This window comes from Pseudomonas sp. AFG_SD02_1510_Pfu_092, from assembly GCF_003331055.1.
Classification (GTDB): Bacteria; Pseudomonadota; Gammaproteobacteria; order Pseudomonadales; family Pseudomonadaceae; genus Aquipseudomonas.
The window spans coordinates 1-16712 of record NZ_PUQD01000043.1 but is presented as its reverse complement, the minus strand read 5'-3'; the positions used below and the strand labels follow the sequence as shown (position 1 = coordinate 16712).

The 16712-nt window shown below is 67.3% G+C and carries 17 protein-coding genes; 13 read left to right on the top strand and 4 right to left on the bottom strand.

The features are described from left to right. The 8 genes from gspF to gspN all read left to right on the top strand — a co-directional run bounded on the left by gspF (position 1) and on the right by gspN (position 5301). Positions 1 to 1203, top strand: coding sequence for a type II secretion system inner membrane protein GspF (gene gspF / locus C6A77_RS17575; protein ID WP_114170607.1), 1203 nt, complete (start codon positions 1 to 3; stop codon positions 1201 to 1203). 17 nt (positions 1204 to 1220) lie between these two features. Next, a complete protein-coding gene (gene gspG / locus C6A77_RS17570) occupies positions 1221 to 1655 on the top strand; it encodes a type II secretion system major pseudopilin GspG (protein WP_114170606.1) in 435 nt (144 codons plus the stop codon). A 3-nt stretch (positions 1656 to 1658) separates the two neighbouring features. Further along, entirely contained in the window at positions 1659 to 2096 is a 438-nt protein-coding gene (gene gspH, locus C6A77_RS17565) for a type II secretion system minor pseudopilin GspH (protein WP_114170605.1), read from the top strand. Further along, positions 2093 to 2461 (top strand): type II secretion system protein GspI, encoded by a 369-nt coding sequence (locus C6A77_RS17560; protein ID WP_114170604.1) that lies wholly within the window; start codon positions 2093 to 2095, stop codon positions 2459 to 2461. The genes gspH and C6A77_RS17560 overlap by 4 nt, the downstream gene beginning before the upstream one ends. Positions 2462 to 2598: 137 nt before the next feature. After that, entirely contained in the window at positions 2599 to 3189 is a 591-nt protein-coding gene (locus C6A77_RS17555) for a prepilin-type N-terminal cleavage/methylation domain-containing protein (RefSeq protein ID WP_114170632.1), read from the top strand. Continuing rightward, on the top strand, positions 3186 to 4262 hold the full coding sequence (gspL, locus tag C6A77_RS17550) for a type II secretion system protein GspL (RefSeq protein ID WP_114170631.1): 1077 nt from the start codon (positions 3186 to 3188) through the stop codon (positions 4260 to 4262). The genes C6A77_RS17555 and gspL overlap by 4 nt, the downstream gene beginning before the upstream one ends. Continuing rightward, the gene (gspM, locus tag C6A77_RS17545) at positions 4259 to 4645 is read left to right on the top strand and encodes a type II secretion system protein GspM (protein WP_114170603.1); all 387 of its coding nucleotides are present in this window, start codon (positions 4259 to 4261) and stop codon (positions 4643 to 4645) included. Before gspL ends, gspM begins: the two co-directional genes overlap by 4 nt. Beyond that, positions 4642 to 5301: a type II secretion system protein N gene (gene gspN, locus C6A77_RS17540; protein WP_114170602.1), complete on the top strand. Its 660-nt coding sequence runs from the start codon at positions 4642 to 4644 to the stop codon at positions 5299 to 5301. The genes gspM and gspN overlap by 4 nt, the downstream gene beginning before the upstream one ends. Before the next feature lie 33 nt (positions 5302 to 5334). On the opposite strand, the gene C6A77_RS17535 is transcribed toward gspN, so the two are convergent. The 4 genes from C6A77_RS17535 to C6A77_RS17520 form a co-directional block, all read right to left on the bottom strand. Continuing rightward, a complete protein-coding gene (locus C6A77_RS17535; RefSeq protein ID WP_114170601.1) occupies positions 5335 to 9861 on the bottom strand; it encodes a hemagglutinin repeat-containing protein in 4527 nt (1508 codons plus the stop codon). 27 nt (positions 9862 to 9888) lie between these two features. Continuing rightward, entirely contained in the window at positions 9889 to 11571 is a 1683-nt protein-coding gene (locus tag C6A77_RS17530; protein ID WP_114170600.1) for a ShlB/FhaC/HecB family hemolysin secretion/activation protein, read from the bottom strand. A gap of 160 nt (positions 11572 to 11731) precedes the next feature. After that, positions 11732 to 12286, bottom strand: a complete 555-nt coding sequence (locus tag C6A77_RS17525) for a L,D-transpeptidase family protein (protein ID WP_114170599.1) — start codon at positions 12284 to 12286, stop codon at positions 11732 to 11734. Positions 12287 to 12308: 22 nt separating this feature from the next. Beyond that, positions 12309 to 12860, bottom strand: coding sequence for an NUDIX hydrolase (locus C6A77_RS17520; protein ID WP_114170598.1), 552 nt, complete (start codon positions 12858 to 12860; stop codon positions 12309 to 12311). Positions 12861 to 12983: 123 nt separating this feature from the next. On the opposite strand from C6A77_RS17520, the gene C6A77_RS17515 reads away from it, so the two are divergent. The 5 genes from C6A77_RS17515 (at position 12984) to purT (ending at position 16510) form a co-directional block, all read left to right on the top strand. After that, positions 12984 to 13583, top strand: a complete 600-nt coding sequence (locus tag C6A77_RS17515; protein ID WP_114170597.1) for a CoA pyrophosphatase — start codon at positions 12984 to 12986, stop codon at positions 13581 to 13583. A 44-nt stretch (positions 13584 to 13627) separates the two neighbouring features. Next, the gene (locus C6A77_RS17510; RefSeq protein WP_114170596.1) at positions 13628 to 14152 is read left to right on the top strand and encodes a gamma carbonic anhydrase family protein; all 525 of its coding nucleotides are present in this window, start codon (positions 13628 to 13630) and stop codon (positions 14150 to 14152) included. After that, entirely contained in the window at positions 14145 to 14345 is a 201-nt protein-coding gene (locus C6A77_RS17505; RefSeq protein ID WP_114170595.1) for a DUF1289 domain-containing protein, read from the top strand. Before C6A77_RS17510 ends, C6A77_RS17505 begins: the two co-directional genes overlap by 8 nt. 439 nt (positions 14346 to 14784) lie before the next feature. Beyond that, the gene (locus C6A77_RS17500; protein ID WP_114170594.1) at positions 14785 to 15252 is read left to right on the top strand and encodes a VUT family protein; all 468 of its coding nucleotides are present in this window, start codon (positions 14785 to 14787) and stop codon (positions 15250 to 15252) included. Positions 15253 to 15328: 76 nt separating this feature from the next. Next, positions 15329 to 16510 (top strand): formate-dependent phosphoribosylglycinamide formyltransferase, encoded by a 1182-nt coding sequence (purT, locus tag C6A77_RS17495; RefSeq protein WP_114170593.1) that lies wholly within the window; start codon positions 15329 to 15331, stop codon positions 16508 to 16510. Positions 16511 to 16712: the final 202 nt, after the last annotated feature.

The following is a 16712-nucleotide window of genomic DNA, read 5'->3' as shown; positions in this document are numbered from 1 at the left end:
ATGCCGACCTATCGCTACCTGGCCGTCGACCTCGCCGGCAAGACCCACAAGGCCAGCCTGCAGGCCGACAGTGAACGCCATGCGCGCCAGTTGTTGCGCGACCAGGGCCTGTTCGCCCGCCAGTTGCAGCGCCACCAGGCCGGCACCCGGCAACCCCGCCGCCAGCGCCTGAGCCGCGCCCAGCTGTGCGAGCTGACCCGCCAGCTGGCCACCCTGACCGGTGCCGGCATCCCCCTGGTCGACGCCCTGGCCACCCTCGAACGGCAGCTGCGCCAGCCCGCCTTGCACAGTGTGCTGGTGGCGCTGCGCGGCTCGCTGGCCGAAGGCCTGGGCCTGGCCCGCAGCCTGGCGCGCCAGGGCGCACCGTTTGGCGGCCTGTACTGCGCGCTGGTCGAGGCCGGCGAGCGCTCCGGTCGGCTGGCCCAGGTGCTGACCCGCCTGGCCGACCACCTCGAGCAGGTGCAGCGCCAGCAGCACAAGGCGCGCACGGCATTGATCTACCCCACGGTGCTGATGGGCGTGTCGCTGGCCGTGGTCATCGGCCTGATGACCTTTGTCGTGCCCAAGCTCACCGAACAGTTCGCGCACGCCGGGCAAAGCCTGCCGCTGATCACTTCGCTGCTGATCGGCCTGAGCCAGGGCCTGGTGCTGGCCGGGCCGTGGTTGCTGGGGCTGGCTTTGTCGCTCGGTGCGCTCGGTGCCTGGTTGCTGCGCAAGCCGCACTGGTGCCTGCGCCGCGACCAGTTGCTGCTGCGCCTGCCCCGTATCGGCAGCCTGCTGCAGGTGCTGGAAAGCGCGCGCCTGGCGCGCAGCCTGGCGATTCTCAGCGGCAGCGGCGTGGCCCTGCTTGAAGCCCTGCAAGTGGCCACCGAAACCGTCGGCAACCGGCGTATCCGCCTGGCCATGGAGCAGGTGCGCCAGCAGGTGCAGGGCGGCACCAGCCTGCACCGCGCGCTGGATGCCAGCCAGCAGTTTCCGCCGCTGCTGGTGAACATGGTCGGCAGTGGCGAGGCCAGCGGCACCCTGGCCGACATGCTCGAGCGCGTGGCCGACGACCAGGAGCGCGGTTTCGCCCGCCAGGTCGATACCGCCATGGCGCTGTTCGAACCCCTGATGATCCTGGTGATGGGCGCCGTGGTGCTGTTCATCGTGCTGGCGGTGCTGCTGCCGATCATGCAACTCAACCAGGGCCTGCAACTGTGATGACAAGGAGTACTGCCATGCAGCATCGACGTAACCGCCAGCGCGGTTTCACCCTCATGGAAATCATGGTGGTGATCTTCATCATCGGCCTGCTGATCGCCGTGGTCGCGCCCAGCGTGCTGGGCAACCAGGACAAAGCCATGAAGCAGAAAGTGATGGCCGACCTGGCCACCCTCGAGCAGGCGCTGGACATGTACCGCCTGGACAACCTGCGCTTTCCCAGCAGCGAGCAGGGCCTGGCGGCGCTGGTGAAGAAGCCGGCGCAGGAACCGCTGCCACGGGCCTGGCGCAGTGACGGCTACGTGCGCCGCCTGCCGCAAGACCCCTGGGGCACCCCGTATCAGTACCGCATGCCGGGTGAGCATGGCCGGATCGACGTGTATTCGCTGGGCGCCGATGGCCTGCCGGGCGGTGAAGGCCAGGATGCCGACCTGGGTAACTGGGAGCTGTAAAGGGTGCGCCGACAGCGGGGTTTCAGCCTGATCGAACTGCTGGTGGTGCTGGCCATTGCCGGGCTGATGACCGGTTTGGCAGTGGCCGGGCTTGGCACCAGCCAGGCCAGTGTCGAGCAGGCCTTGCAACGGCTGGCGGCCGAAACCCGGACGCAGGCTGCGCTGGCCCGGCATGCCGGGCAATTGCGTGGGCTGCGCTGGAATGGCCAGCGCCCGGAGTTCGTGCGCCGCGAGGGCAACGGCTGGGTGGTCGAAGCGGTCGCGCTCGGCGACTGGCCCAAGGGCCTGCAGCCAGACTGGCCGGCCAGCCGGCAGCCGCCGCTGCTGTTCACCCCGCACGGCTGGGCGCAGCCGGGCAGCGTGCGCTGGCGCTGGGCCGATGGCAGCCAACGCTGGGCCTGGAGCCGCGACGGCCGCTTGCACACAGCGGTCGCACCATGAAGCGGCGGCAGCGTGGCTTCACCCTGCTGGAAGTCACGGTAGCCCTGGCGATCGCTGCGGTGCTGGCGGTGATTACCAGCCAGGTGCTGCGCCAGCGCCTGGCGGTGCAGGGCAACCTGCAACAGCACCGCCTTGGCCTGCTGTGCGCGCGCGAACTGCAAACCCGCTTTGCCGTCGAGCAGTACTGGCCCGCTGAAAACCAGGTTGGCGGTGAACTGCGCCAGGGCGGCCAACGCTGCCACTGGCAGTTGCAACTGCGCCGCACCGGCGTGCGCGACCTGCGCCGTGGTGAACTGCAGCTGTTCGCCGACCGCGACCAACGCCTGCCACTGGGCCAGTACACCGTGTTTCTGGAGCGCCCATGAAAGCCCGCGCGATCCCTGTGGGAGCGGGCATGCCCGCGAATCAGGCGACTCGGTGGATGGCACCGACTGCGCCGGTGTTCGCGGGCGCGCCCGCTCCCACAGGGTCGGCGAGCGCCTGTCGCTCCACAGTCCGGTCCATGAAGCGCAAACAGGCCGGCCTGACCCTGATCGAACTGATGGTCGCCCTGGCCCTTACCGCCGTGCTCGGCATTCTTCTCGCCGCCCTGGTCAACGGCTGGCTCAAGGTGCGCGAGCGCCTGCAAGTCAGCGCCGAGGAAACCTCGGTGCTGGACTTCTGCCTGGCGCTGGAGCGCCGTTTCGATAGCCCGGTAATGCGCCGTGTCTACGACCAGCGCCTGCCACTGGCCAGCCGCTGGCTCGACTGGCAGCCGGCCAGCAACCAGTTGCTCTGGGTCGCCAGCACCGGCCTGCCGGAAGCCGAAGGCGGCGCGCGCCTGCAACGCCAGCGCCTGCGCTTCGAGGCCCGCGAACAGCGTCTGCTGCTGGAAAGTTCGGCCGACCTGTACGCCGCTGCCGCCCCGCGCTGGGTGCAACGCGAGCGGCTCGAGCGGGTCGCTGCCATCAATGTTCTGTATTACCAGGGCGGCCGCTGGCTGGCCTGGCCTTCCGACCAACCAGCGCACCCCGGCCGTGGCGTGCGCCTGGAACTGCAGCATGACGGAGCACCCTATGTCTGCACCTTTGCCCTCCCGTGGGGGCGCTCATGAAGTTTGAATGGCGGCGGCAAACAGCAGCCCGGCCATGGCTGCTGCTGCGACCGGGCGCTGAGTGGCACTGGGCGCTGGTCGAAGGTGGCCTGCTGCAACGCCAGGGGCAGGGCGAGCCCCCGGCGAACCTGCACGCCCGGGTTGCGCTGGTTCTGCCTGCCGAGGCCTGCAGCCACTTCCGTGTGCCGGCACCGCCCGGGCTCAAGCGTGAAGAATGGCCGCTGCTACTCGAAGACCGCTTGTTGCAGCCCATCGACGAGGTCACCTGCGCCTGCCTGGCCCGCGAGCCCGGCCACCTGCGGTTACTGGTGGTGGCTCGTCGGCAATTGGACGACTGGCGCGAACACTGTGCCGAATGGGGCTTGCCGGTGACACGCTGCTGGGCGGAGCTGCAATTGCTGCCGCCCGCCGAGGCAGGCTGTGCCTGGCAATGGCAGCGCACACCGGGCATGTGCTTGTACAAAGGGCTGGGCGAAGACGGCCAGGAGCACTGGCTGGCCTGGCCGGATGCACTCGGCGAGGCGCCACGACAGCCATGGGCGGCGCTGCACAAGGCCGCGCTGAGCGGCGCCTGGCCAGGTGCCTGGGCAGCGCTGGATACGCTGCCCGGCCTGTTCGAACCCGCCCGCAAGGCACCCTCGCTGCCGGTGGTTTCCCGGGCGCAGCAGCGCCTGCTTGGCGCATGCCTGGTGCTGGCTGCGGTCTGGGGCGGGTTGTGGTTGAGCCAGCAATGGCGCCAGGCGCAACTCTGGCGCAGCCAGGTGCTTGCCGTGACCGGCGAACAAGCCAGCCCCCGGCACGCAGCGCTGGCCCTCAAGCGCCTGCGGGAAAGCGAACTGCAACAGCAACTGCGCGCCCGCCAGCTCGAAGACCTGCAAGCGGCCTTGCAAGCCTGGTTGCGCGAACATGCCGGCTGGCGCCTGCACGCGGTGCGTTTCGATGGCCAGCGCTGGCACGTGCGGCTGGAAGGCGAGGGCAGCGCGCCGCCGTGGAACGACATGGCCAGCGCTGCTGGCGCCACGGTTCAGGTGCAAGATGGCCAGGTGGTCTTCGACCTGGGAGCGGCCTCATGAACCGTGACGGCTTGCAACGGCATCGTTTGAAGTTCGCCTGGGCGCTGATCGTTCTGCTGCTGGCCTTCCTGGCCCTGCGTGCGGGCCTTGCACAATGGCAGCAGCTCAGCCAGTGGCGAGCGCTGGCCGAACAGGCGGTCAGCCTGCAAGGCGGCCCAGGGTTGAGCCTGGAGCGGCTACGCCAGTCGGCCCAGGCGCGGCAGATCGAACTGGCCGAGGTCGATGCACAAGGCCAGGCCTGGCAGCTGCACGGTCAGGTGGCCGATGAGCGGGTGTTGCAAGGCTGGTTGCAGAGCCTGCGCGCGGAAGGCGCACAGCCGCTGCAATGGGCGCTGGAACAGGACGGCAAGGGGCTGCGCTTCGACCTGGTGGTGCAGCCATGAGCCGCACGGCTGTGCTGTGGATGCTGCTGGTTTTCGCCCTGACGCTGTTGATCGAGCTACCGGCCAGTTGGCTGGCGCGTGCCTGCGGCCTGCCGGTGCGAGACGTCAGTGGCAGCCTGTGGCAAGGCCAGGCCCGACAGCTGGGGCCCGTCGGGCCGCTGCGTTGGTCGCTGCAGCCCTGGCGTTTGCAGGCAAGCGCAGAGTTGGGCTTCCAGGGCCAGGCCTGGCAACTGCGCGCCGAAGGCTGGCCATGGCGTTGGCGGCTGCAAGCCACGGCCATGGGCGCCCAGGCGACAACCGCGACAGATTACCGCTTGGCCGGCCAGTGGCAGGGCACGCTGCGTATGCAAGGGGGAGGGCGCCAATGCCGCGCCAGCGAAGGCCGTCTGACCGTGACTGACCTGGCGCTGAGCGAGCCGTGGTCGCTGGGCCTGGGCCAGGGCTGGCTGGAAATGGACTGCCGCAGCGGCTGGCACCTGCGCGGGCAACTGGCACAGCAAGGCCAGCATCAACTGGCGATGGATGCCGACCTGCCGGGGCGCCGGGCGCAGGTCGTGTTCGAATTGCAGCCCGAGGCGGCGCTGACGCCGTTGCTGCGTGGCGCACAGTGGCTCGGCCCGCAGGCCTTGGCGGGCCAGCGCGACCTTCGTTGGTAGACGCGCCCGCTCCCACAGGTTGCGCGGCCTGCTTCAGTTCTTCTTGCCTTGCACACTCGAGGCCCATTTCTCGCTGCGGTTATGCCCACTGGTCCTCAGCAACCCCAGGTCCAGCGCATTTTCCCCCTCCGCCGCGCCCTTGCCCTTGGCGATTTCGGCCACTGCCGTGCCCAGGTCCACCGGTGAGTTGGACGCATCGATCGTCACATCCCGGCGGTAATCAGTGCCGGTCAGTGTTTCCCGGGTCACTGACTGGGCATCGAGCGTCGCAGCGCCTTTGGCCGCGTGCACCCGTGCGCCCACCAGGTGCGCGCTGCCAGCGACCTGCACGTCGATGCCGTCGCTGCCTTTGAGCGTGGTCTGCTGGGCTACGCTGTCGCGTTGCACATGCGACACATCGACACTGAAGGTTGGCGACAGCCCCGGGTCTGCCTTGCCCAGGGCGGAACCGGCCTTGTCCTTGACCTTGCTCCCCAGCGGCCCGGCCACCGAAGCGGCCGCGTTGACGTAACCCTGCGGGTTTTTCTCCTGGCTCAGACGGGCATCGCCTTTCACGCTCAAGGTGTCGATGCGGTCCTTGCGGCTGGCAATGTGCAGGTCGCCGTCGACCGTACCGCCGATATGCCCGGCGTCCAGGGTGGCGCCTTCGATGAAGCTGTCACCGGCGCTTTGCAGGTCGATGCGCTCGGCGCGCAGGTTGCTGTTATTCCAGGTCTGGTTGTCGCGCTGGTCGAGTTCCACCTTGACGCGGCCATGCAGGCCGCGGGTATCGAGCGTGCCCTTGGCCATGTCGAAGCCGGCCCCGGCGGTGATGTCGAGGTCGTTGCGGCGCTCCTGGTTGGAGGAAGCCTCCACCCGCAGGCCACCGTTGGCAGCGTCGAGGGTTATCTGCCGGGCCGTGGCCTGCAGGCCTTGCAGATGCACGGCGATATCCTCCCGGGCGCTGCTGCCGATGGTCAGTTTGCCGTTGCTGGCAAACTGCGCATCGACAGCCTGACGGGCATCCTGGTCCAGCTTGCCGTGGCTGAAGTGGCCGCCGATGGCGCCGCCCTTGGTGCTGCCAGCCTTGACCGCCAGCTCCAGGCCGCCGCCAAGCTTGGCGCCCGTGGCCTGCTGGGTATCGCTGGCCGCCGTTACCTGCAGGCGGCCAGCGCTTTGCAGCTGTATGTCGCCCGTTTTCGCCTCGCGGCTGCCAATGCGTGTGCCTTCGAGCAACAGGTCGCCCTCGCTGCTCAGCCGTACCTGGCCCTTGGCGTCGATCTGGGCCACCTGGGCCTTGGTCTGGCTGCTCTGCTGTTGGCCATGGTCGAGGTAGCCACGGCCATCGACACCGGTGCCGCCCGGGCGGTTGCCGACTTTGGCCCAGGCGTTGCCGTCCAGTTGCGTTGCCTGCTGTTCGGCACGGTCAGTGGCCTGTGGCAACGCCAGCGAACCAGCGCTGTGGATCACCACGCTGCCTGCACCGCCATCGATGCGCGTCCCTTCATAACGGCCGTCACTGCCCAATTGCACCTGAATACCCTGTTGCCCATACAGGCTGCCGGGCACGGCGGTGCTGGTGCTGTCCATCTTGCCCAGCGAACCGCCTTTGCCAGCGGCGCGGACGTTCAGGTCTTCGCCGGTGCTGGTGTCCAGGCGCGCGTCGCCGCCATAGGCCAGGCGCTGCACACTGCTTGCCTGGGTGTTCTCGGCAGCCTGCACCTGGTGTTGCCGGGCCTCGATCTGCAATGTGCCGGCGTTGGCGCGCCAGGCGGTGCCCTGGTCGGCGATGCTGTCGGCCTTGACCGCGACCGTGGCGCCGGACAGCTCGCTGACCTGGGCGAAGCCGCGACGCTGGTTTTCCAGGCGTTTGAGGTGCTCCACGGTCATGTCGGCGCCGACACTGGGCGGCGCCATGGCGTCTTCCGGCGACGCTTGCTGGAAGCGCGCGGCTTCTTCGCCCAGCACCAGGCGCTCGATGGGGCGGGTAAGGTCGCGGTACTCGACGCTGGCGCCGAGGCTGCCCGACCAGTTGTCACGGCGTTGCCCGCGTTCCTCGGTGTCCTGCACCACGCGGTTGTCGATGCGTTTGGCGTTTACCTGAAGGGTGTTGCCGGCCTTGACGCGTGCCGCCTCGGTGACCAGTTCGTCGCTATGCAGCTTGAGGTCGCCGCTGGCTTGCAAGGTGCTGCGCTGCGCCTTGCTGTCGCGTTCGGTCTGCACCTCGCGGTTGTGATGGCCTTCGAACAGGCTGCCCAGCCGGTCGATGCCGCCGGTCACCGTCAAGCCGCCACCACTGTGGGTGCTGCTGCTGGTCGCGTCGCGGTCGCTGCGGGTGGCGCCCAGGGTCACCTTTTTTGCCTGCACGTCAAGGTCTCCTGTCGTGGCCTTGACCGTGGAGCCGTTGACCTGCAGGTGCGCCCCGCTGTCAAGCTTGACCGAAGCGCCCTTGAGCTCACTGGCCAGCTGATCGCGGGTGCGCTGCTGGCGGGTGCTGGTCGCGACGTCATAGGCGACGCCGGCCGCGTACTGGCGGGACTCGGGCTTGCCATCCTCGGCCTCCTGGGTCTGCCTGGCGCTGGCGGTGAAGCCGCGTTGCTGGTCGCGGGTTTCCCGCTCGGCGACCGATTGCGTGCTGGCGATCAGCAGGTCGCCCTTGGCCTCGACCTGCAGTCGCTTGCCGGCTTCGACCTTGGCGCCCTGGATGCGCAGTTCTTCGGCGCTGGCCAGGCGCAGGTTGCTGGCCGAGCGGACGTCGCTGACCAGTACCTGCTGCGTGCGGTCGGTACTTTTCCGGTCACTGCCGATCAAGCCGAACAGCTTGCTGTCGTTCGCATGGTCGGTGGAGGTGGTGTTGCCATGGTCTGCCAGGATGGCCAGCGCGCCCTTCTGGCTGTACAGCACCGCGTCCTGTTTACCATGCACGCTACTGCCTTTGATGGTGACCTGGTCGGCGGTCACGCTGAGCTTGCCATCTGCTTTGACACTGCTGCCGGCGACGGCATCGCCCTGGGTGTCATTGCCCTTGCGATCACCGAAGAACGTGCCGGACACCAGGTCGCCTCGGTAATCACGCCGTGTCCCGCGCTGCTGCAGGCTGCTGGTGCCGATGTTCGCTTGTCTGGCCTCGACCACCATGTCGCCGCCGCTGTGCAGGCTGCTGCCCTCCACATTGAGGGCGCCCTTTGCCTTCACCGTCATGTGCCGGGCGTCGAGCGTGCTGCCCTGCGCCGTCTCCGTGTACTGGTCAGTGTCACTGTCGCCTCGCCACAAGTCCTTGCGGTGTCGCACTTGCTCTTCGGTGCGCTGGCTGTCGATGCCGGCGACCACGTCCAGGTTGGCGGCGCTTTCCAGGGTCATCTGCTCACCTGCAGTCACTTTGGCCGCGACCAGGCGCATATCGTCGCCGGATTGCAGCAGCACGCTGTCGCTGGCCTGTAGTTGACTGCCTTGCTGTCTGCGATTTGTGGTGGTGGTCTCGCTGTCGTAGGTTTCGCGGGTGACGAACAGGAACTTCTTGCTCCAGCTGTCGCTGTCTTGCTCGATGTTTTCGCGGGTGGCGGCGTCCAGCGTGAGCTTCTTGCCTGCCCTGACCTCGATTCGCCGGGCTTGCCCAGCGACAGCCTCGAGCGTCAGGTTATCGGCGGCGGTCAGCTGCAAGTCGCCGCGTGTACTGAGCAGTTCGACGGGCTTGTCCGCCTTGCCATTGACCAGCAGGGCGCCAGCCGAGCGGATCTCGACCCCCTCGATGCCGACCACCTGGGGCGCCCCCACGCGCACCCCCGCACCTTCGGCGGTGCTCACCACGCGAATGCGCCCGGCGCGCATGGCACCGAACAGGCTGGCGTCGATGCTGGAAGGCGTACCGGGCAGGTGCTCGACGATCTCGCCACTGCTGCGGTCGATACGGTTGCGCCCGACGGTGATATCCAGCGCTTTACCGGCCATGAGCACGCCTTTGTTGTCAACGCGCGGGGCGATCAGTTCAAGGGCACCGTTGGGGTTGCGCTGGCCGCGTTCGAGCACTTGCAGGGTACCGCTGGCCTTGAGCGTGTCGAGGTACTTGAGTTGCTGTTCCTCGAACTCGGGGGTACCCACCACGAAGCCGGCGCGCGTGGTGTTAATGAAACTGCCGCCATTGAGGGTGATGCCGTTGGGGTTGGCGAGGATGTAGTCGGCCGGGCGCCCGAAGATTTCCTGCGGGCCTTCGATCAGCGAGGCGTTGCGGCTGACCACCTCGTTGAGGATGGTCGAGGCGGCCTGGCCCTGGAATTGCGGGTTGGCTGCCAGGGCGCCGGCCAGTTCCGACTGCCCGGCCTGAGTGGCGTTGTTCAGCACCACCCCGGGGTGACCGACGTTGTAGTCGAGAAACTGGTTGTGCGAAAGCCCGCTGGCGTTTGGCGGGACGATATCGATGATCGGGACGCCATGGCCGTCGTGGATGACCGGCGTGCCGGCAGGGCCGCTGGTTGCTGCCAGCCCTCCCTGGGCCAGTGCGGAACCCGGCCCGAGCAGGGCGAGGAAGATGGCCCAGCGCAAGGTGTCCGGGCGGATAGACGGTGACTGCGAGAGTGTTTGCATTTTCTCGTTCTCTTTGTTGTGGGTGAATCAGATGTTCAGCGCCAGCTCCACTACCCAGAAGCCGGGTTCCAGCTGTGGGCGGGGCAGGTCGCTGGCGTACAGGGCGCGTTGGTAGCCCAGGCGCAGCTGGCTGCCGGGCAGGCTCAGTTCGGCGCCGACCGTGGCGCCGGCAAGGCGTTGTGAGGGCTTGTTTTCGGCGGTACGGGTCCAGCCCAGGTCCAGGCCGATGTAGGGGCGCACTTGCAGCGGCTGGGTCCAGCTCGCCGGCAGTTGCTGGCTGAGGGTATTGCGCCAGACCGCGCTGCTGGCCCCGGAATAGGTACGCACACGAAACCCGCGCACTGTCGAATCGTCGCTGGCCAGCAATTGCTCGACGGCGGGCAGCGGGTCACTGCTGTATTGCAGGGCCAGCTCGCTCTGCCAGCGCCAGGGCTGGCCGGCTGGCCCCTGGCGCAGGTGCAACAGGTTGGCGCGGTATTTGCGAAAGTCCGGGCGCAGGCGTTCTGCGCCCAGCGGCAAGCGATCGGCGCCCAAGGCGTCCAGGCCCTGGGCGACCCCGAGGTAGCCATTCCACAAGCCACCTTGAAGCCACAACAGGTTGATACCCGCTTCGACGCTGGCCAGGGTCGGGCTCTGCTGGACGATCACCGCGCCTGCGCTGCGGTTGACCAGCTGCTTGCGCTCCAGCCGCGTGCTGGCGCTGAGCATGCCGCGCTGGTTGCGCCACAGTACCCGCTCGACGCTCAGGCCCTGGTAGCGGCTGCTGCCGTCGGCTACCTGGCGGCTGTGGGGCAGGGGCGCTTCGTAGCGCAGCTGGCTGGCGCTGAGGGCGAAGGTCCAGGCGCCGTAGGGGATGCTGTAGTACAACGAGACACCCTGGCTTTGCCCCGGTGCATCGAGCACCGTGCCGGTCAGTGACAGGCGCAGGTCATCGTTGACACCCAGCGGGCTGTCCAGGCCCAGGCCAAGGCTCAGGCGATGGCGCCCGGTCAGCTCGCTGCCACGGTTGTCGAGGCGGCTGTCCACATGCCAGCGCGAAGCCACCGTGCGTGGCTGCACGACCACCCGGGTGCCGCCTTGCAGCTCGCCGGGCAGCAAGTCGGCGCTCAGTTCATAGGCGCGCAGGCGGTTGAGCTGGTCGAGGCCTTGTTCCAGGTCGGGCAGGTACAGCGGCTTGCCGAGCTGGCCAGGAAAGGCGCCAGACAGCGACAAGGGCAGATCGGCTTCCGCCAGTTCGATCGACTCGACGAAACCTTCGATGACGACCAGCTCCAGCGCTGCCCCTTCCTGCGGCGGTTGGCGCAGGTATGGCCGGCTCGCCGGGTAGCCGGCTTGCACGTAGCGCTGGGTGATGGCTTTGAGCAGCCGGTTGATGTCGGCGATGCCCATGCACGGGGTGATGAGCGCGCGCAGGGTCGGCGCCAGCGCCGCGTTGGAAAGCTTGCGGTTGCCGGTCACACGTACGCCGCTGATGGCCCAGCAGCGCTGGTCTCGCGGCAGCGGGGCGCTGGTGTCCGGGCGTTCAGCCGGGGCGTGCTGGCGCTGCCAGCGTTGCAGGCGCTGCTGCTGTTCCAGTTGGCGCAGTGTCTGCTGCTGATCGCGCAGCTGTTGGCTGGCAGGGTCGTCGGCGTGCGCCCGGAGGGCGGGCATCAGCCCGCAAAGGCAAGCGGCCAGCGCCAGGACGGCGACAGGACGGATTTGGCATGGCATTCAGGCACCCCGCAAATGGTGTACGGCTTACGTACTCGTTTGCGTGGATGCTAAGAATTCGGGGGGTGGCCTGGATGCAGTACCCTGCCTAAGCGCCTGTCAGGCAGAGTCTTGTTTGATTGCGGGAAGTTTCCTACAGCTTTGCCCGAACGGCTCTAGCTCAAGGGCGGATCTCGATCAGTGTGCCATCGCGCACCAGGTCCCAGACCTCCTGCATGTCGCGGTTGCGCATGGCAATGCAGCCATCGGTCCAGTCCAGGGTATGGAAATACCACTCGGGGTACTCATCATCGATCGGCGTGCCGTGGATCATGATCATGCTGCCGGCGCTCACCCCTTCGCGGGTCGCGCGGGCGGCATCGCTGATGTTCGGGTAGTTGATGTGCATGGCCAGGTTGAAGCGATCGCTCTGCTTGCGCCAGTCCAGCCAGTACAGCCCCTCCGGGGTCTTCTTGTCGCCCTCGCGCTCCTTGGCCCCCTTGGGCTGCTTGCCCAGCGAGATGCGGTAGGTTTTCAGCGGCTCGCCACGGCTGATCAGCTGCAGGCGGCGCTCGGACTTGATCACCAGCACCTTGTCGATCAACGGCTGCATGGCCTGTTGCGAAGGCGACGGCGTTTGCGCTGCCGGCTGGGGCTTGCGGATGATGGTCTCGGTGAAGGCCGCCTGGGACACCGAGGTAACGCAAAGGCAGAAGAGGGCAAACAACCAGCGCATGTAACGGTATCCCTGAAGGCTGCTAGGTAATGGTCGAGACGTTCATCGGCGGCAGGTATTCATGGCCTATGGGGTAGTGCTGCCCGATGCGGTCGCGATAGTAGCATTCTAGTGTGCGAGTGACGGTGCGAAAAGCCAGCGCGTCCCACGGTATCTCATGTTCTTCGAACAGCCGTACCTCCAAGCTTTCGATACCGACGGCGAATTCCAGGTCGGCCAGCTCGGCGCGGAAGAACACATGCACCTGGTTGATGTGCGGCAGGTCGAACAACTGGTACAGGCTCATCGCCCCGACCCGGGCGCAGGCTTCTTCGACGGTTTCGCGACGGGCGGCCTGGTCGAGGGTTTCGCCGTTCTCCATGAAACCCGCGGGCAGGGTCCAGAAGCCGCGGCGTGGCTCGATGGCGCGGCGGCACAGCAGTACCTGGCTGCCCCAGGTCGGCAGCACACCGGCGACGATGTTGGGGTTCTGGTAATGGACGGTACGGCATGCCCCGCAGACATAGCGCAGGCGGCTGTCGCCCTCGGGGATCTGCTGGGTGACCGGTTGGCCGCAGGCGCTGCAGTAGTTCATGTGGGTTCCTTTTGCTCAGGCGTATCTTGGCGCGACGGCCGGCTTGCCGCAAGCGCACGGGGCTTGGGTGCTTTGCGGCTTTGGTGCATCATGCTAGGCAGGCCTTGGATACGAGCGTGCGCAATGCTGGACGAGCTACTTCGCCGAATGAGCAACCACCAACCCGCATCACTGGAAACCGACCGTCGGTTCCCCGAGGCGGCGGTTCTTTTGCCCATTACCCGCTGCGAAGCGCCCGAACTGGTCCTGACCCTGCGCGCCAAGGGCCTGTCCACCCACGGCGGCGAAGTCGCCTTCCCCGGTGGCCGTCGCGACCCGGAAGACCCGGACCTGATCTTCACCGCGCTGCGTGAAGCCGAAGAGGAAATCGGCCTGCCGCCCGGTCTGGTGGAGGTGATCGGCCCGCTCAGCCCGCTGATATCGCTGCATGGCCTGAAAGTGACGCCATTCGTCGGGCTTATTCCCGACTTCGTCGAATACCAGGCCAACGACGCCGAGATCGCGGCAGTATTCACCGTGCCGCTGGAATTCTTCCGCCAGGACCCGCGCGACCATACCCACCGTATCGATTATCAGGGGCGCAGCTGGTATGTGCCCAGCTATCGTTACGGCGAATACAAGATCTGGGGGCTGTCGGCGATCATGATCGTCGAGCTGGTCAACCTGCTGTTCGATGCCGGCATCAGCCTGCACCAGCCCCCTGAGCGTTACATCGAAAACTGAGCGGGGCCAACCCCGTCGTCTGCGTTGCAGCCTGAGGAGCAAGCATGAAATACCGCCTGGGCGACCTGCGGGTCGAAAGCCACCCCACCAGTTGGGCCGCACCCAACGCCACGCTGATCGGCAGCGTGCGCCTGCAGGCCAATGCCAGCGTGTGGTTTGGCGCAGTGTTGCGCGGCGATAACGAGCTGATCGACATCGGCGAGGGCAGCAACGTGCAGGACGGCACGGTGATGCACACCGACATGGGCTCCCCGCTGACCTTGGGCAAGGGCGTGACCGTCGGCCACAACGCCATGCTGCATGGCTGCACGGTGGGCGATTACAGCCTGGTCGGGATCAACGCGGTGATCCTCAACGGCGCGCGGATTGGCAAGCATTGCATCATCGGCGCCAACGCCCTGATCGCGGAAGGCAAGGAAATCCCCGACGGTTCGCTGGTGATGGGCTCGCCGGGCAAGGTGGTGCGCGAGTTGACCGAGCAGCAGAAGCGCCTGCTCGAAGCCAGCGCCGCGCATTACGTGCACAACGCCCAGCGTTATGCGCGGGACTTGGCAGTTGACGATGAGTGAGGTTGTGGAACGGCCGGTGGCCTCGCCGTGCGTGAGTATCTGCGCGCTGGACGAGCAGGATATCTGCACCGGTTGCCAGCGCAGCGTGGCCGAGATTGGCCGCTGGGGGCGGATGGACAATGACGAGCGCCGGGCGGTGCTCAAGCGCTGTCATGAACGGGCCGTGGCTGCCGGTCTCATCCTCCAGCCCTGACGCGCTACCTGTGGGAGCGGCCATGCACCGCGCCGCCTGCTTCGCGGGTGAACCCGCTCCCACAGCGGACGGCGTATGCCCCGGGCTCACGCGGTAACCTGTGGGAGCGGCCATGCACCGCGTCGCCTGCTTCGCGGGTGAACCCGCTCCCACAGCGGACGGCGTATGCGCCGGGCTCACGCGGTAACCTGTGGGAGCGGCCGTGGCCGCGAACACCGGCGTAGCCGGTGCCGTCCACCGCGCCGCCCGCTCCCACAGGTACAGCGCTGACTTCGGGTTCACACGGTACCTGTGGGAGCGGCTTTAGCCGCGAACACCGGCGAAGCCGGTGCCATGCACCGCATCGCCCCACACACAGGTACAGCATCAGCCTCCGAAGCGGGTTTACCGGCGAACGGCCCGGCGGTACTCTGTGCGGCTTGCCCACAGACTACCCGCCATGCTCTATCTGATTGCCTATATCAGCAGCGTAGTGCTGATCAACTACGCCTTCTCCAGTGCCCCGCACCTGGACATCATCTGGTCCGCCTGGGGCGGGCTGGTGTTCATCCTGCGCGACATGGTGCAGACCCGCTTCGGCCATGGCGCCCTGGTCGCCATGCTGGTGGCCCTGGTGCTGTCCTATGTCACTTCGGAGCCGGCCATCGCCCTGGCCAGCGCCACCGCGTTCTTCATTTCCGAGCTGATCGACTGGCTGGTCTTCAGCATTACCCGCCGACCGCTGCGCGACCGCCTGTGGCTCAGCTCGGCGTTGAGCATCCCGGTAGACACCTTGATCTTCTTCAGCATGATCGGCGCCCTCAGCCCGGCCGTGATCGGCACCGCCATGGCCTCGAAATTCGCCGGTGTCACCGCCGTGTGGCTGGCCATGGCATTTCGTGCGCGGCGGGCTGCCGTACCGGGTTGATGGTGTAGAATGGCGGTCCTTTTTCAGCGGGTGGCGCCAAGCCTGGTGCGGCCCCGGACGCCTTCGAGGACCTGAAATGACCCGTATCGGAACCCCCTTGTCGCCCACCGCGACCCGTGTACTGCTCTGCGGCTGTGGCGAGCTGGGCAAGGAAGTGGTGATCGAGCTGCAGCGCCTGGGCGTCGAAGTGATCGCCGTCGACCGCTACGCCAACGCCCCGGCGATGCAGGTGGCGCACCGCAGCCACGTGGTCAACATGCTCGACGGCGTTGCCCTGCGCGCCGTGATCGAGGCCGAGAAGCCGCACTACATCGTCCCTGAGATTGAAGCCATCGCCACCGCCACCCTGGTCGAGCTGGAAAGCGAAGGTTTCAACGTGGTGCCCACCGCCCGCGCCACCCAGCTGACCATGAACCGCGAAGGCATCCGTCGCCTGGCCGCCGAAGAGCTGGACCTGCCAACCTCGCCGTACCACTTTGCCGATACCTACGAGGACTACGCCCAGGCCGTGGCCGATGTCGGCTACCCATGCGTGGTCAAGCCGGTGATGAGCTCGTCGGGCAAGGGCCAGAGCCTGCTGCGCAGCGATGCCGACCTGCAGCAGTCGTGGGCCTACGCCCAGGAAGGCGGTCGTGCCGGCAAGGGCCGGGTGATCGTCGAAGGCTTCATCGACTTCGACTACGAAATCACCCTGCTGACCGTGCGTCATGTGGGCGGCACCACCTTCCTCGAGCCGGTCGGCCACCGCCAGGAGAAGGGCGACTATCAGGAGTCGTGGCAGCCGCAGGCGATGAGCCCGAAGGCGCTGGCCGAGTCGCAGCGCGTGGCCAAGGCTGTCACCGATGCGCTCGGCGGTCGCGGCCTGTTTGGCGTGGAACTGTTCGTCAAGGGCGACCAGGTGTGGTTCAGCGAAGTCTCGCCACGCCCGCATGACACCGGCCTGGTGACCCTGATTTCCCAGGACCTGTCGCAGTTCGCCCTGCATGCTCGCGCCATCCTCGGCCTGCCGATTCCGGCCGTGCGCCAGTTCGGCCCGTCGGCGTCGGCGGTAATCTTGCCGCAAGGTCAGTCGCAGCAGACCAGCTTTGCCAACCTGGGCGCTGCCCTGAGCGAGCCGGACACGGCCATTCGCCTGTTCGGCAAGCCGGAAATCAACGGCACCCGGCGCATGGGCGTGTGCCTGGCGCGTGACGAGTCGGTCGAACTGGCGCGCGCCAAGGCGACCCGGGCCGCGCAGGCGGTCAAGGTCGAGTTCTGATCCGGGACTGTAGGGGCCGCGTTGCGGCCCTTTCATCGGCAAGCCAGTTCCCACAGGCATTCCACAAGGCTTGAGGGCTGTGGAGGCCTTTGTGGGAGCTGCCTTGCCGGCGATGGGCTGCAAAGCAGCCCCCCTACCAAAAAATGCAGTATAACGGGGCGGGTTAAGGCAAAGCCCGGCAATAAGGCAGATCACCCCCCCC